The sequence below is a fragment of the Pseudomonas sp. NBRC 111132 genome, assembly GCF_001320565.1.
Classification (GTDB): Bacteria; Pseudomonadota; Gammaproteobacteria; order Pseudomonadales; family Pseudomonadaceae; genus Aquipseudomonas; species Aquipseudomonas putida_P.
On sequence record NZ_BCBI01000013.1, the window covers coordinates 65,890 to 81,909 of the forward strand.

The 16,020-nt window shown below is 63.4% G+C and carries 10 protein-coding genes; all 10 read right to left on the reverse strand.

What is annotated here, in order from left to right:
- Positions 1 to 40 precede the first annotated feature (40 nt).
- Genes tssM through tssE form a run of 10 tightly spaced genes read right to left on the reverse strand, consistent with a single transcriptional unit; the run spans position 41 to position 15,996 of the window.
- Positions 41 to 2,536 (reverse strand): type VI secretion system membrane subunit TssM, encoded by a 2,496-nt coding sequence (gene tssM, locus APH35_RS08795; RefSeq protein ID WP_060493110.1) that lies wholly within the window; start codon positions 2,534 to 2,536, stop codon positions 41 to 43.
- On the reverse strand, positions 2,533 to 3,441 hold the full coding sequence (gene tagF / locus APH35_RS08800) for a type VI secretion system-associated protein TagF (RefSeq protein WP_060514562.1): 909 nt from the start codon (positions 3,439 to 3,441) through the stop codon (positions 2,533 to 2,535). Before tagF ends, tssM begins: the two co-directional genes overlap by 4 nt.
- Positions 3,438 to 7,235 (reverse strand): type VI secretion protein IcmF/TssM N-terminal domain-containing protein, encoded by a 3,798-nt coding sequence (locus APH35_RS08805; RefSeq protein ID WP_060514563.1) that lies wholly within the window; start codon positions 7,233 to 7,235, stop codon positions 3,438 to 3,440. Before APH35_RS08805 ends, tagF begins: the two co-directional genes overlap by 4 nt.
- A gap of 30 nt (positions 7,236 to 7,265) precedes the next feature.
- On the reverse strand, positions 7,266 to 7,982 hold the full coding sequence (icmH, locus tag APH35_RS08810; RefSeq protein ID WP_012272405.1) for a type IVB secretion system protein IcmH/DotU: 717 nt from the start codon (positions 7,980 to 7,982) through the stop codon (positions 7,266 to 7,268).
- Entirely contained in the window at positions 7,979 to 9,322 is a 1,344-nt protein-coding gene (gene tssK, locus APH35_RS08815; protein ID WP_060514564.1) for a type VI secretion system baseplate subunit TssK, read from the reverse strand. Before tssK ends, icmH begins: the two co-directional genes overlap by 4 nt.
- A complete protein-coding gene (tssJ, locus tag APH35_RS08820) occupies positions 9,319 to 10,041 on the reverse strand; it encodes a type VI secretion system lipoprotein TssJ (RefSeq protein ID WP_012272403.1) in 723 nt (240 codons plus the stop codon). Before tssJ ends, tssK begins: the two co-directional genes overlap by 4 nt.
- 24 nt (positions 10,042 to 10,065) lie before the next feature.
- Positions 10,066 to 12,663 carry a type VI secretion system ATPase TssH gene (gene tssH, locus APH35_RS08825; protein WP_060514565.1) on the reverse strand — a complete coding sequence of 866 codons (2,598 nt, stop codon included), beginning with the start codon at positions 12,661 to 12,663 and terminating at the stop codon, positions 10,066 to 10,068.
- On the reverse strand, positions 12,660 to 13,730 hold the full coding sequence (tssG, locus tag APH35_RS08830; protein ID WP_060493115.1) for a type VI secretion system baseplate subunit TssG: 1,071 nt from the start codon (positions 13,728 to 13,730) through the stop codon (positions 12,660 to 12,662). The genes tssH and tssG overlap by 4 nt, the downstream gene beginning before the upstream one ends.
- Positions 13,694 to 15,514, reverse strand: a complete 1,821-nt coding sequence (gene tssF / locus APH35_RS08835) for a type VI secretion system baseplate subunit TssF (protein WP_060493116.1) — start codon at positions 15,512 to 15,514, stop codon at positions 13,694 to 13,696. The genes tssG and tssF overlap by 37 nt, the downstream gene beginning before the upstream one ends.
- The gene (gene tssE / locus APH35_RS08840; protein WP_012272399.1) at positions 15,514 to 15,996 is read right to left on the reverse strand and encodes a type VI secretion system baseplate subunit TssE; all 483 of its coding nucleotides are present in this window, start codon (positions 15,994 to 15,996) and stop codon (positions 15,514 to 15,516) included. Before tssE ends, tssF begins: the two co-directional genes overlap by 1 nt.
- Between the last annotated feature and the right edge of the window lie 24 nt (positions 15,997 to 16,020).

A 16,020-nucleotide genomic window follows, 5' to 3' on the forward strand; every position in this document is an offset into this window, starting at 1 on the left:
CCTCCTGTGAGGCCCGGGCGACCGGTTCTTGCGGCGTGGCTCAGTTGAGCCCACGCACTTCGATTTCCACCCGGCGGTTGGGCTCCAGGCACTTGATCAATTGCGCCCGCGGTTGTTGCATGTCGCAGTTGACCAGTGGTTTGCGGCTGCCTTCGCCTTGCGCGACCACCAGCTCGGCGGGCACGCCCTTGCCGACCAGGTAGGTGCGGATGGTTTGCGCCCGTTGCTTCGAAACCTGCAGGTTGCCCTGGCTGTCGCCGAGCTGGTCGGCGTGGCCAGAGATGACCACCTTGCCGATGTTCGGGGTGTTCAACAGCTTGCTGGCAATCGCGCTCAGTTGGTTCTGGCCTTCGTTCTTCAGGCTCTGGAAGTCGGCGCGGCCAAAGGCGAACAGGGTGTCGGATTCCAGCGTGATGGTCTCGATCGAGCGCAGCGACTGGGCCCGCAGGCTGTCGATGTAGTTGCGTGAGCTGGACATCAGGAAGGCGTTGTCGAGGATGCGTGGCACGTCCGGCTCACGGATCTGGTCGCTGTAGAAGGTGATCTGGCGGCTGGCGTACAGGTAGTCCTGGTCGCCGCTGGCGTCGCTACCGGCTGCGGCCATGCGCTTGCCGGTGTGGCGGGCGATGGCTGGGTACCAGTAGTCCGGTAGGTGCGCCTTGAGGAACGCAGGGTCAGCCTTCTCGCGCATTGCCTGCGAGAGCATCACGTAGGTGTCCAGGGTTGCTTTGCCGAAGTCGGCGATCGACTGGGCGCGGTTGTCATGCGGCAGCGCCTCGGCCTCGACGCTGTCGACGCCGCTGACCGGCTGCAGCTCGCGGGTGTTGCGTTGGTAGACCTTGAGCGTGGTCAACAGGTACAGGGTACGGGTCAGGTTATCGGCCGTGGGCTTGAGCATCACGTTCTGCAGCGTGGCGAAGTAGCGGCTGCGCAGCAGCGGCTCGACCGCATGGCCCTGGTACAAGCCCAGGCGCATGCCAAGCGGCACGCCCTGCTCGTGGTGTTGCTGATAGTAGTGCGCGGCCCAGAAGCGCAAGCGGTCAAGGCTTCTCCAGGCGGTGTACTGGTCGCTGCCAGCCTGGTCGTCGGCCTTGGCCTGAGCCAGCTCGCCGGCAATGCTGGCCAGGGTGGCGCGGTTGTTCAGGTACGACCAGCCCCACAGGCTGCAGAGCACCAGCGCTGCCAGGCCGGCGGCGCCAACCCACCCGGCCTTGCGCCGGCGCTCGCGGTGGTTGCTGGTGTACAGCGCCACCAGGTGCTGGTCGGGAATGATGACCTTGCGGAACAGGCTGTTGATGAACAGGGGGGCTGGCTGGCTGCCGGCAGTGCCAGAACCTTCAACCTGCTCGAGTGCGAAGCGTTCGGCCACATGCTGGCCGTGGCTGCCCCACTGGGCCTCGTCGGCTTGCAGCGCAGCGGTGAAATAGAACCCGCGCAGCAACTCTGCATTCTGGTAGGGGTTGGCACGCAACAGGCTGTCGACGAATTGCTGCAGGCGCGGCTTGAGCGCGGCCAGCTCCAGCGGGAAGCGATAGGCCGCGTTGTTCTGCCGAGTGACCTGAATGTCCTGGTGTACCAATTGTTGGCCAGCCACCTGTCGCCAGTAACTGGCCAGCTCGTCCATCGCGTTGCCAAAGCGCTGGCCCCAGTCGGCCTGCTCGTAACCCTTGTGCGAGAAGGTTTTGCCCATCACTTCACCACGCGCAGCGTCGTCCAGCTGGCGATAGAACGGCGTGAAACCGGGGATCAGATCGCACTTTGTGAAGACCAGATAGATGGGCAGGCGCACTTCGAGCAGTGCGCAGCTTTCCTGGATGCGTTCGCGCAGGCGTTTGGCCACGCGCTCCTGGTCCTCGGCCGAGCCATGCAGGATGTCGGCGATGCTGACGCTGACGATCAAACCGTTGAGCGGGCGGCGCTGGCGGTGCTGGCGCAGCAGTTGCAAGAAGCCACGCCACTTGCCGGCTTCTTCGGGGCTGTTCATGTAGCGCCCGGCGGTGTCCAGCAGCACCGCTTCGGAGCTGAAGAACCAGTCGCAGTTGCGCGTGCCGCCCAGGCCTGCGACCCGTGCGCCTTCGCGCTCGGCGTAGGGGAAGTTCAGGCCCGACTGCAGAATCATCGTGCTCTTGCCCGCGGCCGGCTGGCCGATCACCAGGTACCAGGGCAGGGCATACAGCGCGTCCTTGGCCGAGGCGCCGCGCGCTTTGTTGCTGTGCAGGCGCTCGATGCTCTGCAGCAGGCGCTCGCGCAACAGGCTGACCTCTTCCCGGTCGGCCGGGGTGGCGCTGAGTACGGCCTGGTCGGCGTCGTCGCGCAGCAGGCCTTCGAGGTTGTGGTGCTGGCCAGCACCGCGGTACAGCAACAGTACATAGCCCGCCGACAGCAGCAGAAACGCACCGATACCCGCCAGCAAGCTGTGCAGCGAGGCAAAGCCCAATGCACGGCCGATGGCCCAGACCAGGAAGATCGCCAGGAAGAATGCCACACCCAGCAGGTAGGGTTGGTAGCGCAGGCAGTAGTACTTGATCTTGTTCATACAGGCGTCGCATCCAGTGCATCGACGAACTGGTCGATGACGTGTTCAAGAGGTCGGTCGTAATCGTGTTGCCGTGGTGCGCCTGGTAGCGGGTTGAGCAGCTTCAGGTGCTGATGTGTGTCGGCGCATTCACTGAGCAGGCGGTAGGCGCTGTTGGCGTGGCGCGACGGGAAGCAGTACAGCCGCGGGTGCATGAAATCGTCGACCAGCAGGCTTACCGCCGGCACGTCGGGTTGCCGGCTCATGCGGGTGAGCCAGGTCAGCCAAAGGTCGGCCGTAGGGTTTTTAAGGCCACGTTCGGCCGGCAGCGGCAACTCGATACCGCCTGCAAAATCGCCATGCAGCGCGGCCCGGCTGATCTGCAGCTGGGCCAGGGCGGTGGCGCTGTCGAAATTTGGCCAGGAACCGTGTAGGGCTCGGGCGACATCAGTCAGGCTGTAATCGTGGAGAAACTTGGTGTGCACGCGGCGGAACAGGTCAAGGTCCTGGCCCTGTAGCGGGCGCAAGGCCTTGATCCGCTCGAACAGGCTGGCGCTGCCAGCGCCTTGCACGGCCTGGTGCAGCAATGGCTTGATCTGTGCGCTGAACAGCTCGCCAAGGGTGTACGGGTTGACCTGTGCAGTGCCTGCTTCACCCTTTAGCAACTGGAAGATGAAAAACGGGTAGCGCCGTTGACTGGCATCGCGCGAGCTGAGCAGGCCACCCAGCAGCCAGTTGCCGTTGCGTGCGCGGTAGTTGAAGAAACATACCGGCAGCGCGTCGAACAACGCCTGCCAGTCATCGCAGTGGCGCATGGCCGCCAGCGATGACTGCAACCAGGCGTCGAACTCGCAGACTTCCTCCGCCGCGCCATGCAGGCTGACGAAGTCCGCGCTCGACGGTAGCTTGCCGAAACAACCGATCATTGGCCGCCCCTGTCGTTCAGGGCGCTCAGCGCCTTGACGTCACCCAGGTCGGTCAGCTTGACCCCGCCAAAGTTGCGCACCACAAGGCTCACGCGACCACTGGCGGTGTTCCAGCTGAAGCGTTGCTGAATGCCATCCAGGTCGTCTACGCGGGCGCTTTCGTTCATACGCAGCAAGCCCCAGCGCCCCGGGAAGTCGAACACGGTCACCCGCGCACCGCTCAGGGTCACTACGTCCAGGCGTGCGCCAGGTGCGTTGTTGGTGCCCGGCCAGGCGAAGCGGTTCCAGCTGCTACGGCCGTTGCGGTAGTGCTGCTCCTGGCCGTCGAGGGTGAACACGATGTCGGTGAAGTTGGCCGACGGCTCCAGCATGATCTCGAAGCCGTTGTCACGGTCAGACAGGCTGGCGATCACCTGGCCCACCGAGCTGGCCTTGTCGATGCTGTTGAGCATGCCAGGGTTGACCAGCGCTGGCCCCTTGCTGTCGCCCACACCCAGGCCCTCACCGCCGGCCAGGTTGCCGATTTCGTTACGTTTGAAGGCGGGCAGCAGGCCGCTGTCCGGGTCGACGAAGCGTTGCAGGTCTTTCACCGACGCTTCATTGTTGCTGCCGCCGGCAATCGGGTAACGGTGCGCCATGACCTGTTCCCACGGTTTGGCAATCTGTTGCGCCCAGGCCTTGGCGATCTGCTGGCCGGCCGGGTCACGCAGGGTCGCCCAGGCGTACTGGATGGGCAGGCTGAACAGCCCCTGCAGTGAGCGGGACAAGCCGTCCTGGCTGGTGTCGACGCTGCTCTCCACATAGTTGCGTACGGTGGTGACTTCGCTTGGCTGGCCTTCCAAGGTTTCGCTGATCAGCTGCTTGCTGCTTTTGCCCACATCCTGCGAACGCTGGATGTTGTTCATGCGTACCTTGAGCTTGCGCAAGGCGGCCAGGTAGCGGTCCATGATGGTGCTGTCGGCGCCTTCGGCGTTGTTTTGCGCAAACACTCGCGCCACCGGCTCGAAACGTTTGGCCAGGCTGCCGTCGTCCACCGCCGGCAAGGCCGGGGCGACGCTGGTGGGCAGGGCGTTCTCGGTGTCGAACAAGCCTGTGACCTTGCTCCAGAAACCGTCATCGCGAGCGGCGCCAGGGGCCGGGATCGCGTGCTTGGTCGGCAGGTCCCACTGGGTGTTGTCATTGACCGCCGCCAGCAGGTTTTTCACAGGCGAGTTCTGCACGTCACTGAGCAGGCCCAGTTGCTCGGTGGCCGAGGCCAGGTCGGTGAAGTGGCGCACACCGACGCTGCTGACCATCTTGTACCAGGCCTGGGTGTAGTCGCGCTTGTAGCGGGTCATGAACTCGCGCACGAAGTTGGCTTTTTGCACGAGCGCGTCGCCGCCTTCACCGTCCAGCACCCAGTCCGACTCGTTGCGCAGGTTGCCCGACACCAGCTTGATCAGTTCGGGCTTGACGAAGGTGTCCCAGCCCTGGCGCGTGTAGATTGCTGGCACGCCAGCGGACCCGTACAGCAGCGCACGGCCCGGTTGCGGCACCAGGTCGTTGAGGCTCAACGTCGGGAACTGGCGGCTCGACTCAAGTTGCAGGCGCAGGTATTCACGATCGACCAGCGAGCTGGAGATCATGAATGCCTTGAGGTTCTGCCGGGTCTCGTTGATAAGTTGCTCGTTGCGCGGCAGTGCCGGCGCCTGGCCTTGCTCCAGCAACTGCACGTAAAGCGGTGCGTTTTCTTCGATTACCCCGGCGTCGGCCGGGGCCCCTTCAGCGGCTGCACCTGTCCAGGCCTGGGGCAGGCTGGCAGCGACGAAGGCCGGATCTGGATGTATCTGGGGCTCGGTCAGCAGCAGGTACAGCTTGAGCGTGTTGTAGGCGTCGATGATCGAGGCCACCTGCTGTTCGTCAAGTCGGCCGAGCATTTCTTCGGACAACGACAGGCCACCGGTGGTGGCGGACAGCTCGGCGGCATCGCTGGCGGTGGCCAGGTTGACCTTGGCGGCGTAGCCACCCAGGCGGGTGTTGGCTGCTGTGGCCTTGGCGGCCAAGGCAGGGGCGAGAGGCTTGCCGTTGCGTTTTTTAGGCAGCGGCGCTGGGGTGAACTCCAGTTCCTGGTTGATGCCGTTGGCGAATGTGTTGAACGCGCGCATCTGCACTTGCAGGCTGCGGGTGATCGGCTCAAGCGCCTGGCTGCGCAATTGCGCCAGGTATGCGGCACTGCTCACCTGATGGACTGCTTCACCGTGGTAAAGGCCAGCAGCCAACAGCAGGGGGACGCCTTGCAGGCGATGGGCTTCGACTACCGCCATCTGTTCGCGCAGCACTTCCAGGCCCTTGCCTGCGGCCAGCAGTTGCTCGCGATCCTGCGCATGTTCGATCTGCGCCAGTTGCCCGCGCAAGCCATCGAGCCACTGCCGGTTGTTGATGAACGACAATGCCTGCCAGCCGATGAACAGGACACCCGTGGCAACGGCCAGGCCCAGTAACAGCGGGCTGAACGTGGCCTGCCGGCCCAGGCGTGACTGGTACAAGGTCAGGTCGCGGTCCGGGAATATCACCTGGCGGAAGGTGTCGGTGATGAAGTAGCTGCGGTTGCCCACGGGCTTGCCAGCACGTTCGGCAGGCTCATCGTAGGCCGCTTGCAAGGCGAACTCGTCGGCGATGACGTCTTCATAGACTTGTCCCAGCTGCTGCCCGGTCTGCAGCGCACTGGTGAAGTACAGGCCACGCAGCAGCAGCGGGGTCCCGCCGCGATGGCCACGCGTGAAGTGGTCGAGGAATTGCTCGAGTACATCGCTGAGGGCGGCGAAGTACTGCGGGAAGTTCAACAGCGCACTGTCGGCCTCGGCGCCGAGGGCGATCATCTGCGCATCGACGTGCTGGCGAACGTGACCCTGCAAGTTCTTCAGGCGCGTCTGCAGCACGGCGTGCAGGCCACTGTTGCGGATTTCCGACAGGCCAAAGGTCATGCCCAGCGGTTGCTGGCGCTCATGCAGGTCGAGGCCGTCGAATGCCTGGCTGAAGCCCGGTAACTGGTCGGTCTTGCTCAGCATCAGGTAGACCGGCGGGTTGGCGTCGAGGCATTCGGCGTATTCTTCTACCCGTGCCACCAGCTGCGCCGCCAGGGCATTGCGCTCATCGCTGTTGGCCGCCAGCAGCTCGGGCAGGCTGACCACCAGCACCAAGCCATTGATCGCCGCCTTGCCGCGTTGCTTGCGCAACATGCGCAGGAAGGCCGAGAACTCACTGGCTGACTGGTCGTCGCGCAAGTAGCGCCCGGCGGTGTCGATCATTACGGCGTCGGGGCTGAAGTACCAGTCACAATGCTGGGTACCGCTTTCACTGTCGTTGGCCGTGGCGATGCTGGCCGACAGACCGGAATGGGTCAGCAGCGAGGTCTTGCCGGCAGCGGACATGCCCACCACCAGGTACCAGGGCAGGTCGGACAGCGCCGCCTTGCCGCCGCCACCGGCTGAGCGATCGGTGCGCAGCATGGCGATGGCGTGCTTCAGGCGCTCGCGCAATACCTGTTGGTCTCGGAACTCACCCGTGGCGTTCCACGAGCGGTCGACTTCGATTTGCAGCAGGTTCTCCAGGTTGTGCTCGGCGCGGATGCGCTGGTACTGGCGCAGCACGATCACCAGCAGGAAGCAGGCACTGATGATGGCCAGCGCTTCAGGTACGTGATGACGCAGCCACGGCACCAGCGGCGCGACCAGCCAGCCAATCAACAGGCTCGCCAGCCACAGCAATGGCAGCAGCACCCAGAAACTCTTCAACAGACGCAGTAATGTTTTCATGTCTTCCTGACTCGGCTACCTGATGTGTGCTCAGGCACTGAACAGCTGGCGGATTTGTTCGGACAGGGCGGCAACGTCCTTGTCCAGCAACCAGTCAAGCGTCAGGTACACGGCGACGCAGACCAGCGCGATCAGCGCCAGATACACCCACAGCGGCACTTCATGGCGCAGCATCTGCGACACCTGGTCGGGCAGTGCCCAGTCCGGTGACAGCGCTTTGGGCGCCTTGCGGTAGCGGGCAATGTCCTGGCCCAGGGTATTGGCCAGGTAACGCAGCTGGTCTTTCTGGCCAAGGCTGAACTTGCCCTCGAAGCCCAGGGCCAGGCACAGGTGGTAGACCTCGAGCACATCGACGTTTTGCTTGGTGTCAGCACGCAGCGCTTGGACTTTTTCGAAGAAACCTTCCCCGGCCAGGTGCACACCGAAATAGCGGAACTGCAACGGCTGCAGCTCAAAATGCCGACGCAGCGCGTTGTCGCCTGAGCGCAGCACGCTTTCATCAAGGAACGCGCACAGCGCGTACTGAGTGTCCTTGACCTGCTCGACGCTGTAGTTGGCCGCGCGGGCATCCCGCTCCAGGTTGGCGAAGAAGCGTTCTACGCTGCCCTCGAAGGCCGGCACCGAGGTGACCTGGCGGCCGCGACGTACGATCAGCGCCATGCTGATGAAGTCCTGGACCAGGTCCTTGAGCGTCGGTTTGTCGTTGGCGGCCGCGACGGCGCCCTGTTGCAGTACGGCTTCGGTCATTTGAGCACCGCCATCAGTTCAAGCTTGAGGTTGGTAAAGGCGCTGGGCGCATAGAAGCAGATGGCCTGGGCATTGATCATTCGCTCATACACAGTGCCGTGCGGCTCGATGGCGAAATACTGGTTATCCAGGCGCACCGGAATCGCGTTCGGTAACCGCGCGGCATGATTGAGGGTGACGCCAGGCATGGCGCTGTTGACCACCACCTCGATGTCTTCCGGCGAGCCGACCTTGAACGCTCGGGGCACCAGTTCCAGCAGGCTGGCACCGGGCATGTCGGCGTGCACGGCAATATAGAAGTCGGCTTCGGCCAGGCGTGGGTCGTGCAGCTGGCCTTGCCAATGGGACGGTTTGGTCTGGGTCAGGTTGATGACGATGCACTGGTTGGGCACCACGTTGTCGAGCATTACGCGGATCATTTCGTCCAGTTTCACCAGCGATGCCGCAGGGTCCTGGTGGTCGTACTCGGGGATGTCGCTGAGCTGGGTGTCCAGGGTGAAGGTCAGGAGCCCGCCGGCCAGGTCGACGAGGAACAGGTACAGGCGCTCCGGGTGCAGGCGCGGATGGGCCAGCAGATGCGCCAATTGCGGGTGGGCACGGTTGACCGTGTTCAACAGCCAGAACAAGGTGACGTCGCTGGAGCCGAACTCGGCGATCTGGTCGGCGCGCTCGCGGCGTCGGCCGGACAGCGCCTTGCTCTTGGCCTGCAGGGCACCGAGCAGGCGTTTGCCGAGGCTGGCGATGGTTTCGTGGCTGCCCAGGTGCAGGGTAGGGTGGACGAAATGCGGGTCGAGGTTGAAGCCGCCCATGCTGTTGCGTGTCAGCTTCGCCAGCGGGCAGTAGCTGTAGCCATCGAGGCTGTCGCCGTCGACCAGCATGACCACGTTCAGGCGCAGGCTGGTGATCTCGTTCTCCAGCTCACCTTCATTAAGGTCGGGCAGGGTGTCGAACTGCTTGCGAAAGCGCCGTGCGGCCTTGTGCTCGTGGCCATCCTCGACGTAATTGAGGCCGAATGGCTCGGGCAGCTTGAGCGCGGCATAAACCTTCAGGTCGTTGGCCTTGAGCAGGTCCTTGAGGTCACGCGCGGCCGGCAGCGGATCGTGCTGCGGAGCGTCGTACAGGCTGCCATCAGGGAACACCAGCTTCAGGCGCTTGAGCTGCAGCGAACCGTTGGCCAGGGCGTCTTCGTCCACCTGCAGCGCCTGTACACCCCAATGGAAAGGAGTACTGCGCAGGGTCGCCTCAGCCAACTGGTGCTGGTGGAACTCGTCCTGGTACTGGAAGTGCTGGGGCAGCAGGAACATGCCTTCCGACCACATCACCCGGCTCTGCTTGCTCATTTGACGCTATCCACTAAAGAGTTGAAGGTTGAATCCATGGCGTTGCTGGCCGACTGGCTGGCGGCGTCGCTGGCTTTTTGGATGACCGCGTCCTGCACCTTGTCGGTGAGCGTCGGGGCGGCATCCTTGGCCTTCTGCGCCGCCGCGAGCTGGTCGGCAGTCGGGGGTTTGTTCAGCACATCCACGCCCCGCATGGCACTGATTTCGGTTTTATCCACCAGTACCCGCAGCCCGTCGGATGAGAACCAGATGCCGTCCTTGCGCAGCGAGTTTGCGTCGAAGGCGACTTTCCAGCGTGCGCCTTGTTCATCACGGAAGAACGCCGCCACGCCGACGTAGCGAGCGCTATTGGCCAGAGGCCACTGGTCGATCTGGCCAATGCCCGGTAGCAGGGTGATCTCGCGGGCTTCCACCAGGGTATTGCCCAGTGCCTTTTCCGGGGTATCCCACAGGGTTTCGGCATCGGTTGCGGCGAAGCGCTCAAGGTCGGTCAGCTGGTACACGCGCATCACCACCGACAGCGGCTTGCCCTCGGTATCGGGGTTGAGCTGGTTGCCGCCGTCGGAGGTCAGGATGACCTTCTCGCTGTCAGCCAGCATGTCGGCCGCCCAGCTGTCCTCCATGCGTTTGCCGATACGGTCGGTGACCCCGCAGCCCGCCAGCGCCAGCAGCAGGGCGGCGGTGGTCAGGCGCTTGAAGGCGATGTGCTTGTGTTGCATGACGGCTAAACCTCCGGGTACTGGTCAGGCCAGGCGATAGGCGAAATCGCCATCGCTGCCCAGTTCGATCACAAGGCGCTCGAACGGTGTGTCCTGGGCCATGCGTTCGAGCACACGCTGGGCGAGCTCGGGCATCAGGGTTTGCGACAGGATGTTGTCGATGTTGCGTGCGCCGCTGTCGACCTCGGTGCAACGGGCGGCGATGGCTTTGACCAGCGCCTCGTCGTAGCCCAACTCGGCCTGGTGGTTGCGGGCGAAGCGCTTGGCGATACGCTCGAGCTTGAGGGCGACGATGCGCTCGAGGATCTGGTCCTGCACCGGGTAGAACGGCACGATGTTCAGGCGGCCGAGAAACGCCGGCTTGAACACTTGGTTGAGCTCGTTGCGCAGGCCTTCGACGATGGCCTCTGGCGTTGGCAGCTCGGTTGCATTCAGGCAGGTTTGCATAATGCGTTCGGTGCCGGTGTTGGAGGTGAGGATGATCACTGTGTTGCGGAAGTTGATCTCGCGGCCTTCACCGTCGTCCAGCACGCCCTTGTCGAAGACCTGGAAAAACAGTTCGAGTACGTCGGGGTGGGCTTTTTCCACCTCGTCCAGCAGCACCACGCTGTAGGGTTTGCGGCGTACCGCCTCGGTCAGCACGCCGCCTTCGCCGTAACCGACGTAGCCGGGGGGCGAGCCTTTGAGGCTCGACACGGTGTGAGCCTCCTGGTACTCGGACATGTTGATGGTGATCAGGTTGCGCTCGCCGCCGTACAGCGTATCGGCCAGGGCCAGGGCAGTTTCGGTCTTGCCGACGCCGCTGGGGCCGAGCAGCAGGAACACGCCGATGGGTTTGTTGGGGTCTTCCATGCGCGCGCGGGAAATCTTGATGCGTTTGCCGATTTCCTGCAGGGCATGGTCCTGGCCCAGTACGCGCTCACCCAGCAGGGCCGGCAGGCGCTGTACGGTATCGATTTCGTCGCGCAGCATCTTGCCCAGCGGGATGCCGGTCCAGCCGCTGATGACCTGGGCAATGGCGCCGCTGTCGACCAGGGCGTGGACCAGTGGCTGGTCACCTTGCACACGGGCCAGTTCGGCGCGCAGGGTATTGAGCTGCTCGGCGTCGGTGTCGTTGGCGGCATCCAGTGCCTTGAGTTGCTCGACCAGTTCCAGCTCCTGTTGCCACTGCGCGTTGAGCTGCTGCTCGCGCTGCTGTTCGGTCTGCAACGCGGCCTGCAGCTCGCCTAGGCGACGGGCATGGTCATGGCCTTTGCCCGCTTCGTGGCCAAGAACGGCGATTTCTGCCTGCAGGTTGTCGATCTGCCGACGGCAGTCTTCCAGCAAGCCTGGCTGCGACGACTGCGCCAGGGCGATGCGGGCGCAGGCGGTGTCGAGCACGCTAACGGCTTTGTCGGGCAGCTGGCGGCCGGTGATGTAGCGGTTGGACAGGCGCACCGCTTGTACCAGCGCTTCGTCCATCACCGCCACCTTGTGGTGCTCGCGCATCTTGCCCAGTAGCCCGCGCAGCATGTGAATGGCCTTTTCTTCATCAGGTTCTTCGACCTTTACTACCTGGAAGCGGCGGGCGAGGGCGGCGTCTTTCTCGAAGTACTTCTTGTATTCGGCCCAGGTGGTGGCGGCGATGGTGCGCAGTTCGCCACGGGCAAGGGCCGGCTTGAGCAGGTTGGCGGCATCGTTCTGCCCGGCCTGGCCGCCAGAACCGATCAGGGTGTGGGCTTCGTCGATGAACAGGATGACTGGGTGCAGGCTGCGCTTGACCTCTTCGATGACCGCTTTCAGGCGGTTTTCGAACTCGCCCTTTACCCCGGCGCCCGCCTGCAGCAGGCCCAGGTCAAGGGTGTGCAGGGCCACATCCTTGAGCACCGCTGGTACATCGCCCTGGGCGATTCTCAGGGCCAGGCCCTCGACCACGGCGGTTTTGCCGACCCCGGCTTCACCGGTGAGAATCGGGTTGTTTTGCCGGCGACGGGTGAGGATGTCGACCATTTGCCGCACTTCGAACTCGCGGCCCAGGACTGGGTCAATGCGGCCTTCGCGGGCACTTTGGGTAAGGTTGACGGTGTACTGGTCCAGCGCTGGGGTCTTGCCCCCAGCTTTAGTGCTGCTGGCAATCGGTGCTGCGGGGCTGGCCAGGGGGCTGGCCTGCCGCGACTCGGCGCTACCTTCGACCAGTGCGGCAAGGTTCAGGCGTAGGTCATTGGCATTGATCTTTTCCAGCTCCGGTGCCGAAGCCATCACCACTCGGCGCAGTTCGGCATCATCAAGCAGGGCTTGCAGCAAGTGGCCGCTGCGTACTTGGCCAACGCCATACTCGATCGATGCCAGCAACCAGGCCTGCTCGATCATGCGGGTGATGTGCGGCGACAGCGCTGGGGTACGGGTATTGCCTTTCTTGAAGGTGCCCAGGGCGGTGACCAGTTGCGCCTGCAGGCGCTCGGTGACGACCTCATAGTGGCGCAGGATCGGTGCCAGGTCATTGTCACTGCTGTCGAGCAGTTGCAGCAGCAGGTGCTCAACCTCGACATCGTAGTGATGCTCCGACAGGCACAGGGCCGCCGCGCTTTCGGTGGCCGTGCGGCTGGTTTCGTTTAGCTTGGCGAACAGAGACTTCAGGTTCACAAGGCGACCCCATCGTAAGGAATGTGGAAAACGGCGCAACGCGAAGGCTCCGCGTCACGGCCAGGGCGTTTGAGCCAGCCCATCCAGCCCAAGGCGACATTGCCTTTGCGGCCGAGCTGGGCGCGTGGCACTGCCTCGCGCTTGAGGCGCGGGGCGATTTCGAAGTCCAGCCCGGCACCTATATAGAAGCGCACCAACTCGACCAGCTTGCGATAGCACTCGGTGCCCGGCTGAAAACGCTGGTAATCGGCCAGGCTCAGTGGGCCCAGCTCGATGCGAATGCACGATTGGTAATCCCAGGTTCGCTTGCCCGCTACGGCGCTTTGGCCGAGCTGGGCGTTGCGCCGCCCAAGCTGGGTGCGCTGTTCAGGCGGCAGGTGCAACCAACGACCGGCGAACTGCTTGACGTGGATCGGCAACGAGAAATAGAAGCCGAGCATCCGTTCGAGGTTCAGCGCATTGCGCGGCTTCTGGCTGAGCAGGCCGGCAAAATAGCTGAACAGCTCACGACGCAATACTGACGGTTGTTCTTCGAACTTCAGTTTTTGCGCGCGCGGCCCGAAGCCCGCCAGGTTGAGCAGGTAGCCATCGAAACCCGAGGTGCCATTGCGCTCGTGCTCGATATGGAACTTGTATTTTTGCCAGGCCTCGTAGAACAGCGTGGTCATACGGTGCGAGAAGATGTCGAGAAACGCATGGGCGGCATCGTCGCGGTATTGCACATGGCGCTCGAGCAGCAACTCGGTATACGGGCGCGGCAGCACGCCCGACGGCCCGACCAGGCCCATGAAGGTAACCTGCACTTCCGACAGTGGCAGGCCAGCCGGCGATAGCTTGCCTTCGCGCTCAAAGTGCAGGTCGCTGACCTCGCTGGCCGGAAATGCCAGCGACAACTGGGTGCGGAAACGCAGCGGGTCTTCATGGGGCCGGGTTGCCAGGTCCATGCGACCGGTGCGGCTGTAGTGCAGGCGGAGCAGGCGCACCAATTGAAAGAATTCGAATCGGTGCGGCTCGGCTCGGGCCTGATCGATCAGACCAGGGGCTGATCGCCAGTGCGTGCTGGCCATTGGACGATTCTCTTTTCTCGTTGTTGGGTACGCAGGGTCAGTTGGGTGAAGCTGTTCATCGAGCAGTACTGGCCGAAGAAGTGGTCCAGCACCATGCCGAACAGGAACACGCCGCTGCCGGTGTATTGGTGCTCGTCGAGGGTGAGGGTAATGCCTACGCCCCGCACAAAATTCGGCCGCGGATGGCCGATGCGCGCAACCACTGGCTCGCTGCTGATGGCCTTGATGCCATTGATCTGTTTGCGGATGGCCGACACGTTGCGGTAGTTGTAGAGCGACAGCAGTTCCAGCAGCACTTCGCGGCCTTGGCTGACCAGCGACATATGGTTCAGCGACAGGTGCGCGATCAGCCGCCAGATCAAGCCTTTTCCCAAGGGCACGCGCACGGTGGCAGTGGGCTTGCGCAGGCAGCGGATGTCCTTGATTACCGAGTTGGCGGGAATGTTGAAATCGCCACGCTCGCCACCGAACGGCAGCATCAGCGGCACATCGCGGTTGCTGCAGGTGAGGCCGATGCTGAGGGTGTCGCTGCTGGCGCCGATCAGCTCCAGGTCACGGTCGACCACGCGGATGCTCATGGCCGTGGCGTCACCCTGATTGCGCCGACGGGCGACCCAGAAGCTGCTGTGCGGGTCCTGTTCGCCACGGGGCTCGAAAAACGGCAGGCAGGTGGTGACCTGGTCGATGCCGCCAAGTTTGCGCACCCGGCGCACGCGGTCGATTGACACCACTTCGGCAGCGTTGTGCAGCCGGGTATCAGGCGTGACCGGGTACTCGTGCTGGGTGTGGGTCAGCTTGATCGGCTCGGCCTGCTGGCGGAACAGATTGATGATTGGCGTGCAGTTGAGCTTGAAATTGTTGCGCCCGATGTTCTGCGTCAGCCGCGCCAGGCGCTCGCTGAGGTCGTAGTCGGAAAAATAGAAATTGATCTCGACCTGCTCGATAGCCTTGCCTTGCAGGATGCGTGCAAAACCACTGAGGTCGAAGAACATGAATTTGTCGGGGAAGGTGAAATACTCGTGCAGCAGCCGGTAGCCCAGGAACGAGCGCTCGGAGTAATCCACCAGGCCTTCGTCACGGGTAAAACCCACGGCATTTAGCGCACCGGCTGGCAGCGCGACTTCACGGCTGCGGCCCTCGTCGTGGAAGCTCAGGGTGGCCTTGGCCAGGTTGTTGAACAGCAACTCATATAGATGCAGCATCAGCGTGGCTTCGCCGTCGAGGAAAAACCGCAGGCGGTCCATTTCCATCTGCCCGAACAGGGCATCACCTGTGGCGGTCAGGCGGATACGCAGGCGTGCGACCAGGTCGGCGCTGTGGCCGTTGAATGCCGAGCGTTCCATTTCGGCGAACGAGGCCTGCTGCACGGCAATCGGCCACAGCTCTACGGGGTAACAGGTGCGGAACTTGCACACCACGCCCTCGACGGCATTGGCATGCATTTCGGTATGGCGCGCCACGTGGTATGCCTCGGTGACTTTCTCATGCCTGCCCAGGCTCAACTCGGCAATCGACATGGACGGGGTCGGGCGCAGGTAATGCGGGTACAGCACCTCGAGGAAGGATTCGACGATTTCCGGGAACTCGTCATCGAGCTTCTTGTGCACCCGCGCAGAAAGGAACGAGAACGCCTCGATCAGGCGCTCGGTATGCGGGTCCTCGCAGTTGTCGCCCTCGATCAGCAAACGAGAAGCGATTTTCGGGTACTGCGCAGCAAACTCCTGGCCGAGGAAGCGCAGGTGCGACAGTTCCTTTTCGTAGTAGGGCAGCAGTTCGTCGAGCATCAGTTGAGGTTCTGCACTTTGTATTCCTGGGTGTTGACCTGCAGCACGGCGTCGAACGACACCTGGCGGCTGATGTCCTGCAGACGCAACACGGCGTCCACGCGGAAGGTCAACATGCGGTGGCCGTCCTGCTGGGCCAAGAGCTGCACACGGACCCGGCGAAAGCGCCGGTCGCCGGTGCTTATCGCACGCTCCAGCTGCTGCTGAATAAGGCGACGATCGTGTGGGTCGAGCACGCTGCGGCTGATGAAGTCAGGCATGCCGTATTCAAGGATGGAACCACCGAGTTGGCTGAAACCGTCGAGCGCCTCGGCGACCAGCGATTGGCGGGTATTCACCAGCACTTCCAGGTCGCGGACGATACTGGCCTTGTACTCGGCCAGCGAGCAGGTACGCTGCGCGGCCGGCTCGGCCGACTGATAGGGACGGTCGTCCAGCAGTCGGTCGAGCAGCGAGGGCAGCAGGCGGGCCTGGTTACTCATGTGTCATCCCTGTACACAGCGGGC

Excerpts from the sequence above, each read along its gene's own strand:
- tssE (WP_012272399.1), bottom strand. The coding sequence starts at position 15,996 with ATGAGTAACCAGGCCCGCCTGCTGCCCTCGCTGCTCGACCGACTGCTG.
- tssJ (WP_012272403.1), bottom strand. The coding sequence starts at position 10,041 with ATGCAACACAAGCACATCGCCTTCAAGCGCCTGACCACCGCCGCCCTG.
- tssF (WP_060493116.1), bottom strand. The coding sequence starts at position 15,514 with ATGCTCGACGAACTGCTGCCCTACTACGAAAAGGAACTGTCGCACCTG.
- tssG (WP_060493115.1), bottom strand. The coding sequence starts at position 13,730 with ATGGCCAGCACGCACTGGCGATCAGCCCCTGGTCTGATCGATCAGGCC.
- tagF (WP_060514562.1), bottom strand. The coding sequence starts at position 3,441 with ATGATCGGTTGTTTCGGCAAGCTACCGTCGAGCGCGGACTTCGTCAGC.
- tssM (WP_060493110.1), bottom strand. The coding sequence starts at position 2,536 with ATGAACAAGATCAAGTACTACTGCCTGCGCTACCAACCCTACCTGCTG.
- icmH (WP_012272405.1), bottom strand. The coding sequence starts at position 7,982 with ATGACCGAAGCCGTACTGCAACAGGGCGCCGTCGCGGCCGCCAACGAC.
- tssK (WP_060514564.1), bottom strand. The coding sequence starts at position 9,322 with ATGAGCAAGCAGAGCCGGGTGATGTGGTCGGAAGGCATGTTCCTGCTG.
- APH35_RS08805 (WP_060514563.1), bottom strand. The coding sequence starts at position 7,235 with ATGAAAACATTACTGCGTCTGTTGAAGAGTTTCTGGGTGCTGCTGCCA.